Source organism: Paraburkholderia sp. 32 (genome assembly GCF_050435345.1).
GTDB lineage: Bacteria > Pseudomonadota > Gammaproteobacteria > Burkholderiales > Burkholderiaceae > Paraburkholderia > Paraburkholderia tuberum.
Map to the genome: position 1 here is coordinate 356,757 of NZ_JBNDKD010000002.1, position 13,737 is coordinate 370,493.

General features: G+C 59.5%; 13 protein-coding genes. 8 read left to right on the plus strand and 5 right to left on the minus strand.

Going from position 1 to position 13,737, the window contains the following annotated elements:
* Positions 1–116 precede the first annotated feature (116 nt).
* The 4 genes from OKW26_RS16955 to hydA are packed head-to-tail and all read left to right on the plus strand — an operon-like array spanning position 117 to position 5,887.
* Complete coding sequence (locus OKW26_RS16955) at positions 117–1,511, plus strand: NAD(P)-dependent oxidoreductase (protein ID WP_429354457.1); 1,395 nt, start codon at positions 117–119, stop codon at positions 1,509–1,511.
* 39 nt (positions 1,512–1,550) lie between these two features.
* Complete coding sequence (preA, locus tag OKW26_RS16960; RefSeq protein ID WP_187613982.1) at positions 1,551–2,831, plus strand: NAD-dependent dihydropyrimidine dehydrogenase subunit PreA; 1,281 nt, start codon at positions 1,551–1,553, stop codon at positions 2,829–2,831.
* A 53-nt stretch (positions 2,832–2,884) separates the two neighbouring features.
* The gene (locus OKW26_RS16965) at positions 2,885–4,387 is read left to right on the plus strand and encodes an NCS1 family nucleobase:cation symporter-1 (protein ID WP_429354458.1); all 1,503 of its coding nucleotides are present in this window, start codon (positions 2,885–2,887) and stop codon (positions 4,385–4,387) included.
* A 42-nt stretch (positions 4,388–4,429) separates the two neighbouring features.
* Positions 4,430–5,887 (plus strand): dihydropyrimidinase, encoded by a 1,458-nt coding sequence (gene hydA / locus OKW26_RS16970; protein WP_090811231.1) that lies wholly within the window; start codon positions 4,430–4,432, stop codon positions 5,885–5,887.
* A 227-nt stretch (positions 5,888–6,114) separates the two neighbouring features.
* Here hydA and OKW26_RS16975 read toward each other — a convergent pair whose 3' ends face one another.
* The 4 genes from OKW26_RS16975 to OKW26_RS16990 all read right to left on the minus strand — a co-directional run bounded on the left by OKW26_RS16975 (position 6,115) and on the right by OKW26_RS16990 (position 9,182).
* Entirely contained in the window at positions 6,115–7,137 is a 1,023-nt protein-coding gene (locus OKW26_RS16975) for an oxidoreductase (protein ID WP_429354459.1), read from the minus strand.
* A 105-nt stretch (positions 7,138–7,242) separates the two neighbouring features.
* Positions 7,243–7,581: a type II toxin-antitoxin system RelE/ParE family toxin gene (locus tag OKW26_RS16980; RefSeq protein ID WP_184058709.1), complete on the minus strand. Its 339-nt coding sequence runs from the start codon at positions 7,579–7,581 to the stop codon at positions 7,243–7,245.
* Positions 7,581–7,865 carry a type II toxin-antitoxin system Phd/YefM family antitoxin gene (locus tag OKW26_RS16985; RefSeq protein WP_429354460.1) on the minus strand — a complete coding sequence of 95 codons (285 nt, stop codon included), beginning with the start codon at positions 7,863–7,865 and terminating at the stop codon, positions 7,581–7,583. Before OKW26_RS16985 ends, OKW26_RS16980 begins: the two co-directional genes overlap by 1 nt.
* A gap of 267 nt (positions 7,866–8,132) precedes the next feature.
* Entirely contained in the window at positions 8,133–9,182 is a 1,050-nt protein-coding gene (locus tag OKW26_RS16990; protein WP_429354461.1) for a hypothetical protein, read from the minus strand.
* 300 nt (positions 9,183–9,482) lie between these two features.
* Here OKW26_RS16990 and OKW26_RS16995 point away from each other — a divergent pair, with 300 nt between their 5' ends.
* The gene (locus OKW26_RS16995; RefSeq protein WP_429354462.1) at positions 9,483–10,952 is read left to right on the plus strand and encodes a hypothetical protein; all 1,470 of its coding nucleotides are present in this window, start codon (positions 9,483–9,485) and stop codon (positions 10,950–10,952) included.
* Positions 10,953–11,256: 304 nt separating this feature from the next.
* On the opposite strand, the gene OKW26_RS17000 is transcribed toward OKW26_RS16995, so the two are convergent.
* The gene (locus OKW26_RS17000) at positions 11,257–11,493 is read right to left on the minus strand and encodes a helix-turn-helix domain-containing protein (protein ID WP_429354463.1); all 237 of its coding nucleotides are present in this window, start codon (positions 11,491–11,493) and stop codon (positions 11,257–11,259) included.
* Between the two features lie 216 nt (positions 11,494–11,709).
* Between OKW26_RS17000 and OKW26_RS17005 the strand changes: the two genes are divergently transcribed.
* The 3 genes from OKW26_RS17005 (at position 11,710) to OKW26_RS17015 (ending at position 13,629) form a co-directional block, all read left to right on the plus strand.
* Complete coding sequence (locus OKW26_RS17005) at positions 11,710–12,309, plus strand: hypothetical protein (protein WP_429354464.1); 600 nt, start codon at positions 11,710–11,712, stop codon at positions 12,307–12,309.
* Positions 12,310–12,398: 89 nt separating this feature from the next.
* The gene (locus tag OKW26_RS17010) at positions 12,399–12,869 is read left to right on the plus strand and encodes a hypothetical protein (protein WP_429354465.1); all 471 of its coding nucleotides are present in this window, start codon (positions 12,399–12,401) and stop codon (positions 12,867–12,869) included.
* A gap of 247 nt (positions 12,870–13,116) precedes the next feature.
* Positions 13,117–13,629, plus strand: a complete 513-nt coding sequence (locus OKW26_RS17015; RefSeq protein WP_429354466.1) for an HAD domain-containing protein — start codon at positions 13,117–13,119, stop codon at positions 13,627–13,629.
* Positions 13,630–13,737 lie beyond the last annotated feature (108 nt).

A 13,737-nucleotide genomic window follows, 5' to 3' on the forward strand; every position in this document is an offset into this window, starting at 1 on the left:
TCGAACGCAAGCGGTCCCAGCGCCGCGCTGTCTTTCCAACGATTCCCCACCTACCGGCCGCGCACGTCACGCACGCGGCCGGCGGACCCGTGTTTTGCCGCGCAAGGAGCATCCGGATGTCCCAGACCACCTCGAATGCCGCCAACGGCATCGCGCCAGGCCGTCTCAGTGCCGAGCAACTGGGCTGCAATTTCGCCGACGTCGCGCCGCCGCTTTCCGCGAATGCGGCCGTGATCGCCGCCGACCGCTGTCATTACTGTTACGACGCGCCTTGCGTGAACGCGTGCCCCACGGGCATCGACATTCCCGGTTTCATCCGCAAGATCGGCAACGGCAATCTCAAGGGCGCGGCGCGCGATATCCTCAGCGCGAATCCGCTGGGCGGCATGTGCGCACGCGTGTGCCCGACCGAGATTCTCTGCGAAGGCGCCTGCGTGAGAAATCATCAGGATGGCGAGCCCGTTCAGATCGGCGCGCTGCAACGTCATGCCACCGACTTCCAGATGGCCCGCGAAGCCGCCGGTGCCCCTGCGCTCTTCAAGCGCGCCAGCGAGACAGGCCGTCATGTTGCCGTGGTCGGCGCGGGTCCCGCGGGTCTCGCCTGCGCGCACACGCTCGCGCTTGCCGGGCATCGCGTGAGCGTCTTCGACGCGCGCGAACATCCGGGCGGCCTGAACGAGTACGGCATAGCGGCGTACAAGACCGTCGACAACTACGCGCAGCGCGAAGTGCGGTGGCTTCTTTCCGTTGGCGGGATAGAACTGCGCCAGGGCCAGCGACTGGGGCATGACGTGACGCTTGCGGAGTTACGCGCGGCGTATGACGCGGTCTTCATCGGCGTGGGCCTTGGCGGCACGCATACGCTCTCCATCGAGGGCGAACTGCTCGACGGCGTGCTCGATGCCGTGGATTTCATCGCGCGCGTGCGCGAGGCCGACGATCTGGCCAGCGTGCCCGTCGGTCGCAAGGTGGTAGTGCTCGGAGGCGGCAATACGGCAATCGACGCCGCCGTGCAAAGCCGCAAGCTGGGCGCGGAGCAAGTGACGCTCGCCTATCGTCGCGGCGCGGCGCAGATGAGCGCCACCTGGGCCGAACTGGAATTCGCGCGTAGCCAGGGTGTGACGTTGGCCGAGTGGATGAAGCCGCTGCGAATCGTCGGCGACACGCAGGTGCGGGCCGTGGAATTCGAGCGCACCGGGCTCGATATGAGCGGCGCATTGCGTGGCACTGGGGAGATCGTGCGCGTGGAGGCCGATATGGTGCTGAAGGCAATTGGCCAAACGCTGTTACCCGAAGGCCTCGACGGGTTGCAACTCACCGAGGAAGGCGGGCGCGTCGCGGTGGATGCGAACGGCGCCACGTCCCTTGCGGGCGTTTTCGCAGGCGGCGACTGTGCCGGCCACGGCGCCACCGATCTGACCGTCCAGGCCGTGCAGGACGGCAAGCTTGCCGCGCATGCGATCGACCGCTTCCTTGCGAATCAGTCCGCCAGGGCCGCCCGAGCCGCGTGATAGCTACACCGAATCCAGATAAAACGAAGGAGTTGCATCATGGCCGACTTGCGCTGCACGATTGCCGGCATTCAATCGCCTAATCCGTTCTGGCTCGCTTCCGCGCCGCCCACCGACAAGGCCTACAACGTCAATCGCGCCTTCGAGGCGGGTTGGGGCGGCGTGGTCTGGAAGACGCTCGGGCTCGACCCGCACGTGGTGAACGTAAGCTCGCGCTATGGCGCCACCACCTGGCGCGGCCAGCGCATGGCGGGTCTGAACAACATCGAGCTCATCACCGACCGGCCGCTCGACGTGAACCTAAAGGAAATCGCGCAGGTGAAGCGGGACTGGCCCGACCGGGCGCTCATCGTCTCGCTGATGGTCCCTTGCAACGAGCACGACTGGAAGTGGATTCTGCCTCAGGTGGAAGACACCGGCGCGGACGCCGTGGAGCTGAACTTCGGCTGTCCGCACGGCATGAGCGAGCGCGGCATGGGCGCGGCGGTGGGTCAGGTGCCCGAGTACATCGAAATGGTCACCCGCTGGGTGAAGGAAGGCACGCGCTTGCCTTGCCTCGTGAAACTCACACCGAACGTCACCGACATTCGTCACGGCGCGCGCGCGGCGATGAAGGGTGGTGCGGACGGCGTCTCGCTCATCAATACCATCAACTCGATCGTCGGTGTCGATCTCGACGTGATGGCGCCGCTGCCCACCGTGGACGGCAAGGGCACGCATGGCGGCTATTGCGGTCCTGCCGCGAAGCCCATTGCACTGCACATGGTCGCGGAGATTGCGCGCGACCCGCAAACGCAAGGCTTGCCCATCTCTGGCATCGGGGGCATTTCCGACTGGCGCGACGCCGCGGAATTCATCGTGCTGGGAGCGGGCAGCGTGCAGGTATGCACCGCGGCGATGCACTATGGTTTCCGGATCGTCAGCGACATGATCGACGGCCTTTCCAACTGGATGGACGACAAAGGGTACGCCAGCCTCGACGCGATTCGCGGCCGCGCCGTGCCGAACGTCACCGACTGGCAATACCTGAACCTCAACTACGACATCAAGGCGCGTATCGATCAGGACCGCTGCATCGAGTGCGGGCTCTGCCATATCGCCTGCGAAGACACCTCGCATCAGGCGATCACCGCCACGCGCGACGGCAAGCGCCACTTCGAGGTGGTCGATGCGAACTGCGTCGGGTGCAATCTATGCATGCATGTTTGCCCGGTCGATCAATGCATCACGATGGAGCGTGTCGATTCGGGCGAGCGCTACGAGAACTGGACCACGCACCCGAACAACCCGGCGCGTGTCGCCGACCCGAAAGCCGCCTGACATTTCGAAGCCGGATCGAGCCGGACCCACGACAAGCACGGAGAACCCACCTCATGAGCCAGCCCTTTGCAGTCGACGCCAATGCGCGCCGCGCCGAAAGCGAGCTATACAACGATGATCTCGCGCCCACCGGCGTTGCGCAGCGCACATGGCGCTGGTATCACTTCGCGGCACTATGGGTAGGCATGGTGATGAACATTGCCTCCTACATGCTCGCCGCCGGCCTTACCCAGCAGGGCATGGCGCCATGGCAGGCCGTGCTAACCGTGCTGCTCGGCAATCTGATCGTGCTCATGCCGATGCTGCTGATCGGTCATGCGGGTACGAAGTACGGCATTCCTTATGCGGTGCTCGTGCGAGCGTCGTTCGGTACCCAGGGCGCCAAGCTGCCTGCCATGCTGCGCGCCGTCGTGGCGTGCGGCTGGTACGGCATTCAATCATGGCTTGGCGGCAGCGCCATCTACACGCTCGTCAACATCCTCACGCACAACGCGCTGGTGGGCGACGCACTGCCGTGGCTCGGCATTTCGATCGGACAGGCTAGCTGCTTCCTCGTCTTCTGGGTGTTCCAGCTGTACTTCATCCTGCACGGCACCGATTCGATCCGCTGGCTCGAAAGCTGGTCCGCGCCCATCAAGGTGGTGATGTGCGCAGTGCTCGTGTGGTGGGCATGTTCGAAGGCAGGCGGCGTGGGCTCGATGCTGTCGCAACCGTCGCAGTTCGCCGCCGGCGGCAAGAAGGCGGGCCTCTTCTGGGCGACGTTCTGGCCGAGCCTCACGGCCATGGTGGGTTTCTGGGCCACGCTCGCGCTCAACATTCCCGACTTCACGCGTTTCGCAAAAACGCAAAAAGACCAGTTCGTGGGCCAGGCCATCGGCCTGCCCATTCCGATGGCGTTGCTCTCGGTGGTCTCCGTGGTCGTGACCTCGGCAACGGTTGTGATTTACGGAAGGGCGATCTGGGACCCGATCGACCTCACGAGTCGCATGGAGGGCGTCGGTGTGGGCATCGCGCTCATCATCCTCACACTGGACACGATGTGCTGCAATCTCGCCGCGAATCTCGTCGGGCCAGCTTACGACTTCTCGAGCCTCTGGCCCAAGGGCATCTCGTACAAGACGGGCGGTCTCATCACCGCGGGTATCGCCATCGTGATGATGCCGTGGAAGATCCTTGCCACCACCCAGGGCTACATCTTCACGTGGCTCGTCGGTTATTCGGCGCTGCTTGGGCCTGTGGCCGGCATCCTGATGGTCGACTACTTTCTCGTTCGCAGCACACGCCTCGACACGGCCCAGCTGTTCGAGGAAAACGGCGAATACGCCTACTCGAACGGCTGGAATCCGGCTGCCGTGATCGCGCTGATCGCAGGCGTGCTGCCGAACCTGCCGGGCTTTCTCAATGTCGCGTTCCCGAATGCGTTTGCCGCCGTGCCCGATGCGTTCAAAAGCATTTACACCTATGCGTGGTTCGTGGGGCTCGCCATTGCGGCGCTCGTCTATGGCGCGATGATGAAGCTCGGCAAGAGCCGGCGCCCACGTGTTGCGAGCGCGTGAGCGTTTCAAGCGTGAATGTTCAACTGAAGGAGACTTGGCATCATGGCGATCCTGATTCGAGGCGGCACCGTCGTCAATGCAGACAAGAGCTGGCGTGCGGACGTGCTCTGCGAAAACGGCGTGATCCAGAGCGTTGGCGAGAACCTCGATGCGCCTGCGGGCGCGACCGTGGTCGACGCCGGCGGCCAATACGTGATGCCTGGCGGCATCGATCCGCACACGCATATGGAGCTGCCCTTCATGGGCACGACCGCCAGCGACGACTTCTACACGGGCACGGCGGCGGGGCTTGCGGGCGGCACGACATCGATCATCGACTTCGTCATCCCCAACCCGAAGCAACCGCTGATGGACGCCTTTCGCGAGTGGCGCGGCTGGGCAGAGAAAGCCGCTTCCGACTATGGCTTTCACGTGGCGGTGACGTGGTGGGATGAAAGCGTGTATCGGGACATGGGACTCCTCGTGAACGAGCATGGCGTATCGAGCTTCAAGCACTTCATGGCCTACAAGAACGCCATCATGGCCGACGACGAGATTCTCGTGAACAGCTTTGCGCGCTCACTCGAACTGGGCGCGCTGCCTACCGTGCATGCGGAAAACGGCGAGCTCGTATTCCAGTTGCAACGCCAGTTGCTTGCGCGCGGTTTCACGGGGCCCGAGGCGCATCCGCTTTCACGGCCACCCGAAGTCGAAGGCGAGGCAGCGAATCGCGCCATCCGCATCGCGCAGGTGCTCGGCGTGCCGGTGTACATCGTGCATGTCTCGGCGAAAGACGCGCTCGAGGCGATCGCGCGCGCACGCGGCGAAGGGCAGCGCGTATTCGGCGAAGTGCTCGCGGGGCATCTCGTGATCGATGAGTCGGTCTATCGCGACCCGGACTGGACGCGCGCCGCCGCCCACGTGATGAGTCCGCCGTTCCGTACCCAGGAGCATCGCGACGCGCTCTGGCGCGGGCTTCAGGGCGGCCTGCTGCACACCACCGCAACCGACCACTGCGTGTTCTGCGCTTCGCAGAAAGCCATGGGCCGCCATGATTTCACGAGAATTCCGAATGGTTGCGGCGGCGTGGAAGATCGCATGGCGGTGTTGTGGGATCAAGGTGTGAACACCGGCCGGCTCACGCCGAACGAATTTGTGCGCGTCACCTCCACCAATGCGGCGCAAATCTTCAACCTGTACCCGCGCAAGGGCACGGTGGCCGTGGGTGCCGACGCCGATCTCGTCGTCTGGGATCCCGAGGCCACGCGCGCGATATCGGTCAAGACGCATCATCAGAACGTGGACTTCAACGTGTTCGAAGGGATGACGGTTCGCGGCGTGCCGACACACACCGTCTCACAAGGCGAACTCGTGTGGGCGGACGGCGACCTGCGCGCGCGGCGCGGAGCCGGGCGTTATCTGAAGCGGCCCGCGAATCCCGGCTATCTGCAGGCCTCGCGCCTCGCGAAGAGCCTGAAGCAGACGCAGCCGGTGCATCGCGAAGGTGACGCACCACAATAAACACGGCAACGCGTGGAGGCATTGCAGGGGATATCGGGGGCTCGACGCGACAGGATTCGCGTTGCGCCCCGGTAGTTCGAGTGCAAACCGGTCGGCGCTTTTTATCTGCGTCGGAGTTCGCCATTGAGCGATCAGATACAAGAACAGCGCGAGCCGGGGTGCGGTCATGGTTGAATGAGTAATCCGTATCTCGCGGTTAGTGTTTCCCGCGTTCCGCGATCCATGCGCTATCCGGTCGCTGTTCCAGTCAGCGATTCACAGGCCTGCCAGAGGCGTCTTGCATCGGTTCCGTTTCTTGCCTGACTGGCGACGTTCGCTGGTCCCACGTCTCGCCCACGTGTTTCGAACAATCCGAGCGGACCATAATAGCCGCCGTCGACGACATCGGCCGCGGTTGCGGCATAGAGCGTGGAAAGCGCGCCGGTCTGGTCACTGTTGAACAAGATATCGATTAGTCCGCCTAGCGCAGAGCGGACGATCGGGCTTGCGGCAAAATGGTCGGCACGGAACAGATTCGTATTGGCGACGCCGGGATGCGCGGCAACGGACATCACGCGCGATCGTGCGGCGCGCAACCGGCGATCGAGTTCGAACGCGAACATGAGGTTGGCGAGCTTCGACTGTCGATAGGCGGTCATCGGACGGTAACGACGGGTTGCCTGAAGGTCGTCGAAGTCGAGCCGCCCGCTCTTGTGTGCGATAGAGGCAACCGTGACCACGCGCGGCCGCTCGGCAGACGCTCCTGCCGCCATCTCGAGCGCAGGCAACAGCAGGCGCGTCAGGGCGAAATGCCCGAGTACATTGGTGCCGAACTGCAATTCGAAGCCGTCGACCGTTTCGAGGCGTCGGCGGGGCGCCATGACGCCCGCATTGTTGATGAGGATGTCGAGCGGCCGGCATTGCGCGAGTTCGCGATCGCAAAAGGCGCGCACCGAAGCAAGGCTTGCGAGATCCAGTCGTTGAAGCCGCAATCGGGCGGCGGGCAGCTCCCTCTGCAGACGGGACAGGGCATCGGCGCCGCGCTGTTCGTCACGGCAGGCGAGTACGACTTCCGCGCCTGTGCGAGCCAGTATTGCAGCGACGTGATAGCCGATGCCGCTGTTGGCCCCCGTGATGATGACGCGTCTGCCGTGCTGAGGCGTGATGTCGTCGATGCTCCATTGTTTGTTCTGGTTCATTGGCGATTGTCGAGGGAAGGCCGTTAGCCGGAGAGAATGCTGATTAGCATACCCGTTGCACGCGCGCCGCATGTGCTGGACATTTTCGGGTTTCGCACGGGTCCGGCGGCTTCCTGAGTCGGGCGCGCAGCGCGCGCATGCAATGCGTGTGAAACGCAAGGCGGCCGTCCTGACCCGTTACATCAGCCGAAGCACGATTCTCTGAAGGAGGGAGGGCAGGTCGCGTCGAGCGTCGACCATGAGATGAACGAAAACGGTCTCGTCGCGGACCTGATAAATGATCCGGTTCTTGCCGGAAAGGCCTTGCCGGAAACCGTCCTCGAAGAAGCCCTCAAGCTCGGCAGGCGCATGACCGTTAGCGGGGAACTGGCGAATGTGCGTGATCGTCTCCTGCAGTTGCGTCGATGTCTGACGCCACATTTCCCATCCGAATGTGCGGACAACATAGCTTCTGAGTTCGTCAATGCCGATCCGCGCCGTCGGGAGGATGCGGTATTTCAGCAGCGGTGCCGCCATCAGCGGAGCTTTTCCTGACGATCGAGCTCGTTGAGTTCCGCAAAGAACTCGTCGCCATCGACGTGAACCCCGCGCTCGATGTGCTTCTGGCCGATAGCCAGGATTTTCAGGAGCGCGAGGGTCTGCTGCGTCGATTCGTAGCTTCGCACATCCTGGACGACGAGCTTCGCTTCACCGTTCTGCGTGATGATGAGCGGCTCTCCCGAATCAGTCAGGTCCTTGACGATTTGCGCCGCTTCGCTTTTGAGGTAGCTGATTGGCTTCACATGATCGGCGAGATGCATCAAGCGCTCCGGTGAGGTTCACATAGGACCAAACTCGTTCCTCAAAATGGCGACCGGCTGGGCCATTTATAACTATTTGATTTCAAAGGAAGTGCCCCGCGTGGCATCCCGAAGGCGGCCGCGTTCAGTAGGTTTTGCGTTCAACCGATGGCGACCGATTGCACGATTTTCACCCGATCACGTCCGTTTGTAGGCGCTGCAAAAACCGTGCTCGGCTGAGCTCAAACCCGAAGCCAACGGAAGAACATTCCGTTGGGCGATCGCGACCTAATTATCGGATGCATCTGCCCCTTTGTTGCGCAAAGCGAAATCGCGATATGTGTTGTACGTCGCTGACCGAAGCACTTCTGCCTTATGAGAAAGTTCATCTGGCAAGAGCTGGATAGCCAAGGTCGCTACTTCCCTCAAGATCAGAGTCGCGTGGTATGGCCTTTTTGACGACCGGAAAACGCTGTCGACCAGCCGAGTAGTGTCAGTGCGACTCGGGAGGGGAGTCATGCCCCAGCTCGTACGATATCGAACAAGAGCCTCCAGCATTTCCTTCGGCACCAGCATTTTCCGTGGAGCATTGCGGGTGCTTGATCTCGAAGATTTCCACCACCATTCGCCGCCCTCCTTACGAAAGCAAGACATGTTGCCGTCAATGATGTCAGCCTTCTTTGGCGCCAGAAAGTAGATTAGATTGAAAAAAAAGCGAGCTCGCTCTGCCGCCAACACTGCATTTTTTGAGTCGTAAGGCAGCGACTCAATTGCTCGCATAACTACGTGCCACAGATCATTGTCAAAGAGACTCTTCGCGACTTTCCCCCGTCCTCGCATTCGTTTCAAACTTGCTTTCTGCGCGAAGGCATCTCCGCTCGGATTCCCTATCGCATAGCCGTGTTTCACCCAGAAATCGAACATTGGAACAATGCCTTTGCCCCAGTGAGTCCATGGTGGATAGAACTTCTTTTCGAAGGGAAACCACTCATCCAAGCGGTGCTTGGGTGCTTTTCTATACCAGGACTCTCGTGCTTCGGGATCCTGGCAAAACGATACGTATTCTTTAATATCAGAATGTAGCAGCGAAGAGACGGGCTTTTTCGTGATAATCCACGACCACAGAAAGAACCGGTATATCGAATGTCGGGTGTTGAACACGTTCGTCGTCGTGAGCGACGCGAGATACGCTTCCGCCGCTTGCAAGTCGGTCTCAGCGGCTATTGTCAAATCTTCTCTAGGTGCCCGATTGACCCCCTGCTCGCCGAGCAATGCGACCGGCGGCGTGAGTTCCGGGGGAGGGCGCAGTTTGCCATACCAAGGTTCGAAGGTTTCCATCAGGACTCCAAGAATGCCCGTATATGGGTAAAACTTGATGATATGGGATGTTTTTTATACTATATTGCGAAGACGAAGAGAGATCAAGATTCCTCTGTGGGACGCATCGCTGGTCAAGCTTTGACAAAGCCGTGCGCCGGACGCAATGGGTGCTGCTTCGTGGAGGGCGACTTGTCTGGGCGACAATACGGATTTGTTGAGGTGCAGGAGCTCGTCAACAGCAGGTTGCGAGCAAGGGCTGCGGATCTTCTCTTACGCGGCGTGTCAGCTGACGTTGTGCAGAGATCGACGGGTCTACCGATGTCCGTGCTGGATGTGGTCGGACACAAATCTGCTACGGCAACTGCTCAAGTTGTTGATAACGGAGCCGCAGTGGCGCCGCGCGAGCACGAATTGGTGGCTGGAGTCGGACGTGGGAATGAGGCAAGGAGCGGCGGCACAAGGCGCTCCTACGAGTGGACTGGCTTGGAGTATGGACCACTTCCTCATGAGTCTGTCATATGCACCTACAATCGTTTTTGCTACCTCAACGTTTTGACTCTTGGCACAGCCAAACGTATTTTCAAAGTGCGTATAGCAGCCAAGGGCGGTCTTTTCAGGCAGAACGCCCGACTAGATGCAACGCACCTTAAGTCAGTTACCGGATGGGAGCTGAGCGATGCGCAGACCGCGACATCAAGAGCGTTGCCAAATCTCGCAAGCTTGCTTTTTTCCGATTCGCTTCGCGTCTGTTACAGCTGTCTCGCTGATGGATATCACAGTTCTTGGCATCAGTTCCGAACTCTCGCGAGATGTCCGATCCACGACGAAGAGTTGAGCGGCGCATGCGCATGCTGCGGCGAGATGCTCACTTTTAGCGGGGAGAGCCAATACAAGGCGCTTAACGACAAGACGTTGTTTTGTTGCCCTTCGTGCGGTGACCCTCCGGGATATCGCGCATTTTCGACCGAGCGACACCGCGCAATGCGTACGAATACAGCGCGGCTCGAACATGCATTCGCACACCTACAGCAGTGGCTCGAAGGGGCACAATCCAAGTTGTGGGAATTGGAACAACTGATTGAGCAACACGATCCCGTCGTGTGGACTACCTGGTGCAATCCGCGAGACTTTCTCTTAGGCCTTATTGACCTTCTGCATCCTTTCCCCGACGGTGCCCGGCCGCTTCATTCGGTATCTGTCGCAGCCGTAAGCTGGCGGCAATTGCGGGCGCAATTGAGCAGAGGAACACAAGATCGCCCGGATTCAGAGTCGGTTCTGAAACGGTCGGTATATGCGTCGGTCTTGCGGAGATTGCAGGTTGGGATTTATGGAACTGAGACGCCCCGGCGGGTGCTTCTCGATTTGGACGATCTTTTTGCAAGAGAAGGGCTGAACTCTCACGCGAGGGACAGCAACGAGATAGCACTTGCCCTGTTTCGTGCGTGGTATGAACCCTATTTTAAGCGCCCGCTAAGCCAAAGCGACGCCAGGAATGTCGTGCTTAATGAAAAGTTCCCGGGGCTGCATTTCGAGGGCTATGTGCCGCGCTCAGCGCAGCGCGCTGTCCTATTGGGCAGCTTTGCAGTATTCGCTCAGATGGTCCGGATTGGTAAGGGACGTACATATCATGGCTCCGAGTTCGCCGACGATGTGTTCTCACTGAAGTATCTGTTGCCGCTTGTACATCTTCCTGCGCTGGACATCAACGCCCGCCGAAGCGAGTTTTCGGAGGGTGTGGTGTTCTACATCGTGCCGGAGTGTCCCCTTTCCCGAATTCCGTTCGATTAGATTGCGAGTTGTCAGACGGTTAGCTTTTCGCAATCTTTACTCTCGCCGCTTTTTTCTGCAACGGTGGTGTTGCACCCGGTGTTGACGCTGCGAACGAAAGTCTGTTCGGCCGTCATCAAGCAGATGCGAGCGCTCCACATCGCGTGCGTCACGACCGTCGCCTACGCAGTGGTGAAAGAGCCGTCCAACGGGCCACGATAAAAAGATGGCTACCGCGTTCGAGATTGCGACCGGAAAGCAATTTGGGCTAAGGAGCCGGGAATTGCTTCCGCAAGGCGTGGCAACGTCCTTTGGGGAGCGCCATCTACGCCGTCAGCAGGATTTGTGGCTCTGCGCTCAACCCTTCCGCGAGCTTCTGGAGATTATCTATTGTGATGTTGGTTACCGCCCGTTCGACTTGGCTGACGTACGTTCGATGAAACCCGCATTCCACACTGAGCTTCTCCTGGGAAAGGCCCTTTGCTTCACGGAGCCGGCGTACGTTCGCGGCTAGTGTTCGGCGCAACCACGGGTCGACTTCTGTCTTATCAATTTCGTCCATGCCCGGAGATTCGCCGAAGGACGCCTGTTCGTCTACTCATCAAACATCTACTGTGTTTACACATACTGCGTAAACGTCTACAATGACGATATGTCAAGCCTGTCCTCAGACTGCAAACGCGCGCTCCGTGTTGAGCTGGATGCATTGATAAAGTCTGGCGGTAACTGACGGCCGTCTGGTCGCGCCGTGCACAGGCAGGCACAGAAAGGGGCAGAAGTGGTTTATGTATTTTTCTGCGTGAGCGGTGCGCTCGGCCCGCTAAACCTGAATTTTATGGTGCCGACGCGCCACGGTGAGGCGGCAAATATGCGCCGGCTTGAGTCCGATGTTTCGCTTTTGACAGAGACGCTGCGCGTCTACCCCGGTGCGGTCATCGTCGTCGGGAACGCTTGGCCGTTTCATTACAGCCTAGATTCGCTACGACAGTCGTTTTCTGTTTTGGGGCAACGAGTCGTGAATGTCGTCAGTACTCTGTCTGATAGACAAGAAGAGTCAATACTCGACTTCATGGCGAACCGCTCGGAGCCGCACGTTATCCTCGCCTCTAGGGAGTCTGGGTTTACGCGCCTCACGGAATCCCGGCGGATTGACATCGATGACGAACTCGGGATTGACGAGTTCACGCGTTCTATCTTGATGGCCCGTTTGGGGTCAATAGGAGAGCCTGCCACAAGACCGCTTTCTTACGACGACATGCTGCGAGCGAGCGCTTCAGGTCATGCTCTGCGTCGCGCAAGACGTCTTCTCTCACGCATGCATGCAAGTGAAGACGTGGAATTTCAGCGAAGCCTTCGCTCCATACTGGAGGAAAGATGACCGAGTGGCGCTCGAGCACGCGTGCCATTCAACGTCATCTGAACTGTAGCGAATTGGCGGTCTCCCTCAACAAAGAAGGAGTTCAATGAATGGAACAAGGTGGTGTTACCGAACAGCGCACGACCGTAACACGGCAAAGTATATTGCCCGTTAGAGTCTCACACGGTGCGTTTTTCCATGTGCGCTGCGGCGGAAAGGCCGGGGATGCCTCAGAGACCGCCTTTATTGCGCACACCCTCGCTAGCGTTCGAACTTTGCTCGCAACAGCGAACTGCGATACGCCCGCTGTGTATCTCTGTTCAAAAACGGTTGGCGGAGACATGACGGTTCGGCGTGTAACACTCGTCAGAGAGTTGCCACACACCGATTTGTGCATTCTCGATTTCGAGGACGGGCGCGGCGTGCTTTGGGATGAGAGCACGTATCTCGGGGCAGTTAGCGCTTACGTAGAGATAGACGAGCCGCAGAACGTGAGTCGCTTGGCCAACGTTGCCGCGCATATGGCAAGCACCTGCAAGGCTGACCACGAGTCGAATGATGCGGGTCAAGACGGAAAATGACAACCGTCGGTTGCTTTGAATGGGACATGGTCATCGCGGGCACGCGGGGCTTTGATTGCGTGCAAAGTCCTGACCCATCCTCTAAAGATTGACTCGCAATTGACGATGAAATCATCGTTTTGCGAGCATCTTTCTAACGTTGCGAGGTGCGATGAGAGTTTTGCTTTGGTAGCCTGACGACTCATAAGTACTCGGCACTCGATTATCAAAGAAAGTTTGGATAACGAAATGTATGGTGGATAAATAAATGCGACATGTCCTATTTCTGGATATCGACGGGGTCATTCATCGAGGTATCGCTCGTCGCGCAGGGAACCGGGTATTTAGCAGCGCCCCTGACATCCATTTGTTTGAATATGCGACATTGCTTGACGAATTGCTAAGTCCCTATCCTGAAATGGAGATTGTTCTCTCCAGCGATTGGTCGCTCGTCATGGGAACTGAATTCACACGCAACGCGATTCCGTCTCCACGACTACGGGAACGGATTGTGGGCGCGACGTTTGATGGATGCACATTCAACCCGCTCGTTTGGCCGGTTCTTACGCGTGGTGCGCAAATTCTCGATTACGTCGGACGGAACGCACCGCTGAGATGGTTAGCTGTGGACGACCGGACGGATGGATTCGAGGCGCATCGGCATAGGCTCGTCCACTGTCAAACCGATGTGGGCTTAGGAGACTCTGCGGTCGTCGAGCAATTCCGCGAGCGTCTACAGCAATTGGTCGCGGGTGCGCCCAGATATGAGACTCGGGACTGACATGCATACGAAGTCTAAGATGCGAAGCGAACGCATCAGCTCCGTACCTGAGACCAAACTGAGCCGACGGGTCGAGAAACAACTTTCCGTAGCAATCGACCTTGGTCT

Bases quoted from the DNA above. Each gene is read 5' to 3' on its own strand.
- OKW26_RS16955 (WP_429354457.1), top strand. From the start codon at position 117: ATGTCCCAGACCACCTCGAATGCCGCCAACGGCATCGCGCCAGGCCGT.
- preA (WP_187613982.1), top strand. From the start codon at position 1,551: ATGGCCGACTTGCGCTGCACGATTGCCGGCATTCAATCGCCTAATCCG.
- OKW26_RS16965 (WP_429354458.1), top strand. From the start codon at position 2,885: ATGAGCCAGCCCTTTGCAGTCGACGCCAATGCGCGCCGCGCCGAAAGC.
- hydA (WP_090811231.1), top strand. From the start codon at position 4,430: ATGGCGATCCTGATTCGAGGCGGCACCGTCGTCAATGCAGACAAGAGC.
- OKW26_RS16975 (WP_429354459.1), bottom strand. From the start codon at position 7,137: ATGCGGCGCGCGTGCAACGGGTATGCTAATCAGCATTCTCTCCGGCTA.
- OKW26_RS16980 (WP_184058709.1), bottom strand. From the start codon at position 7,581: ATGGCGGCACCGCTGCTGAAATACCGCATCCTCCCGACGGCGCGGATC.
- OKW26_RS16985 (WP_429354460.1), bottom strand. From the start codon at position 7,865: ATGCATCTCGCCGATCATGTGAAGCCAATCAGCTACCTCAAAAGCGAA.
- OKW26_RS16990 (WP_429354461.1), bottom strand. From the start codon at position 9,182: ATGGAAACCTTCGAACCTTGGTATGGCAAACTGCGCCCTCCCCCGGAA.
- OKW26_RS16995 (WP_429354462.1), top strand. From the start codon at position 9,483: ATGTCCGTGCTGGATGTGGTCGGACACAAATCTGCTACGGCAACTGCT.
- OKW26_RS17000 (WP_429354463.1), bottom strand. From the start codon at position 11,493: ATGGACGAAATTGATAAGACAGAAGTCGACCCGTGGTTGCGCCGAACA.
- OKW26_RS17010 (WP_429354465.1), top strand. From the start codon at position 12,399: ATGGAACAAGGTGGTGTTACCGAACAGCGCACGACCGTAACACGGCAA.
- OKW26_RS17015 (WP_429354466.1), top strand. From the start codon at position 13,117: ATGCGACATGTCCTATTTCTGGATATCGACGGGGTCATTCATCGAGGT.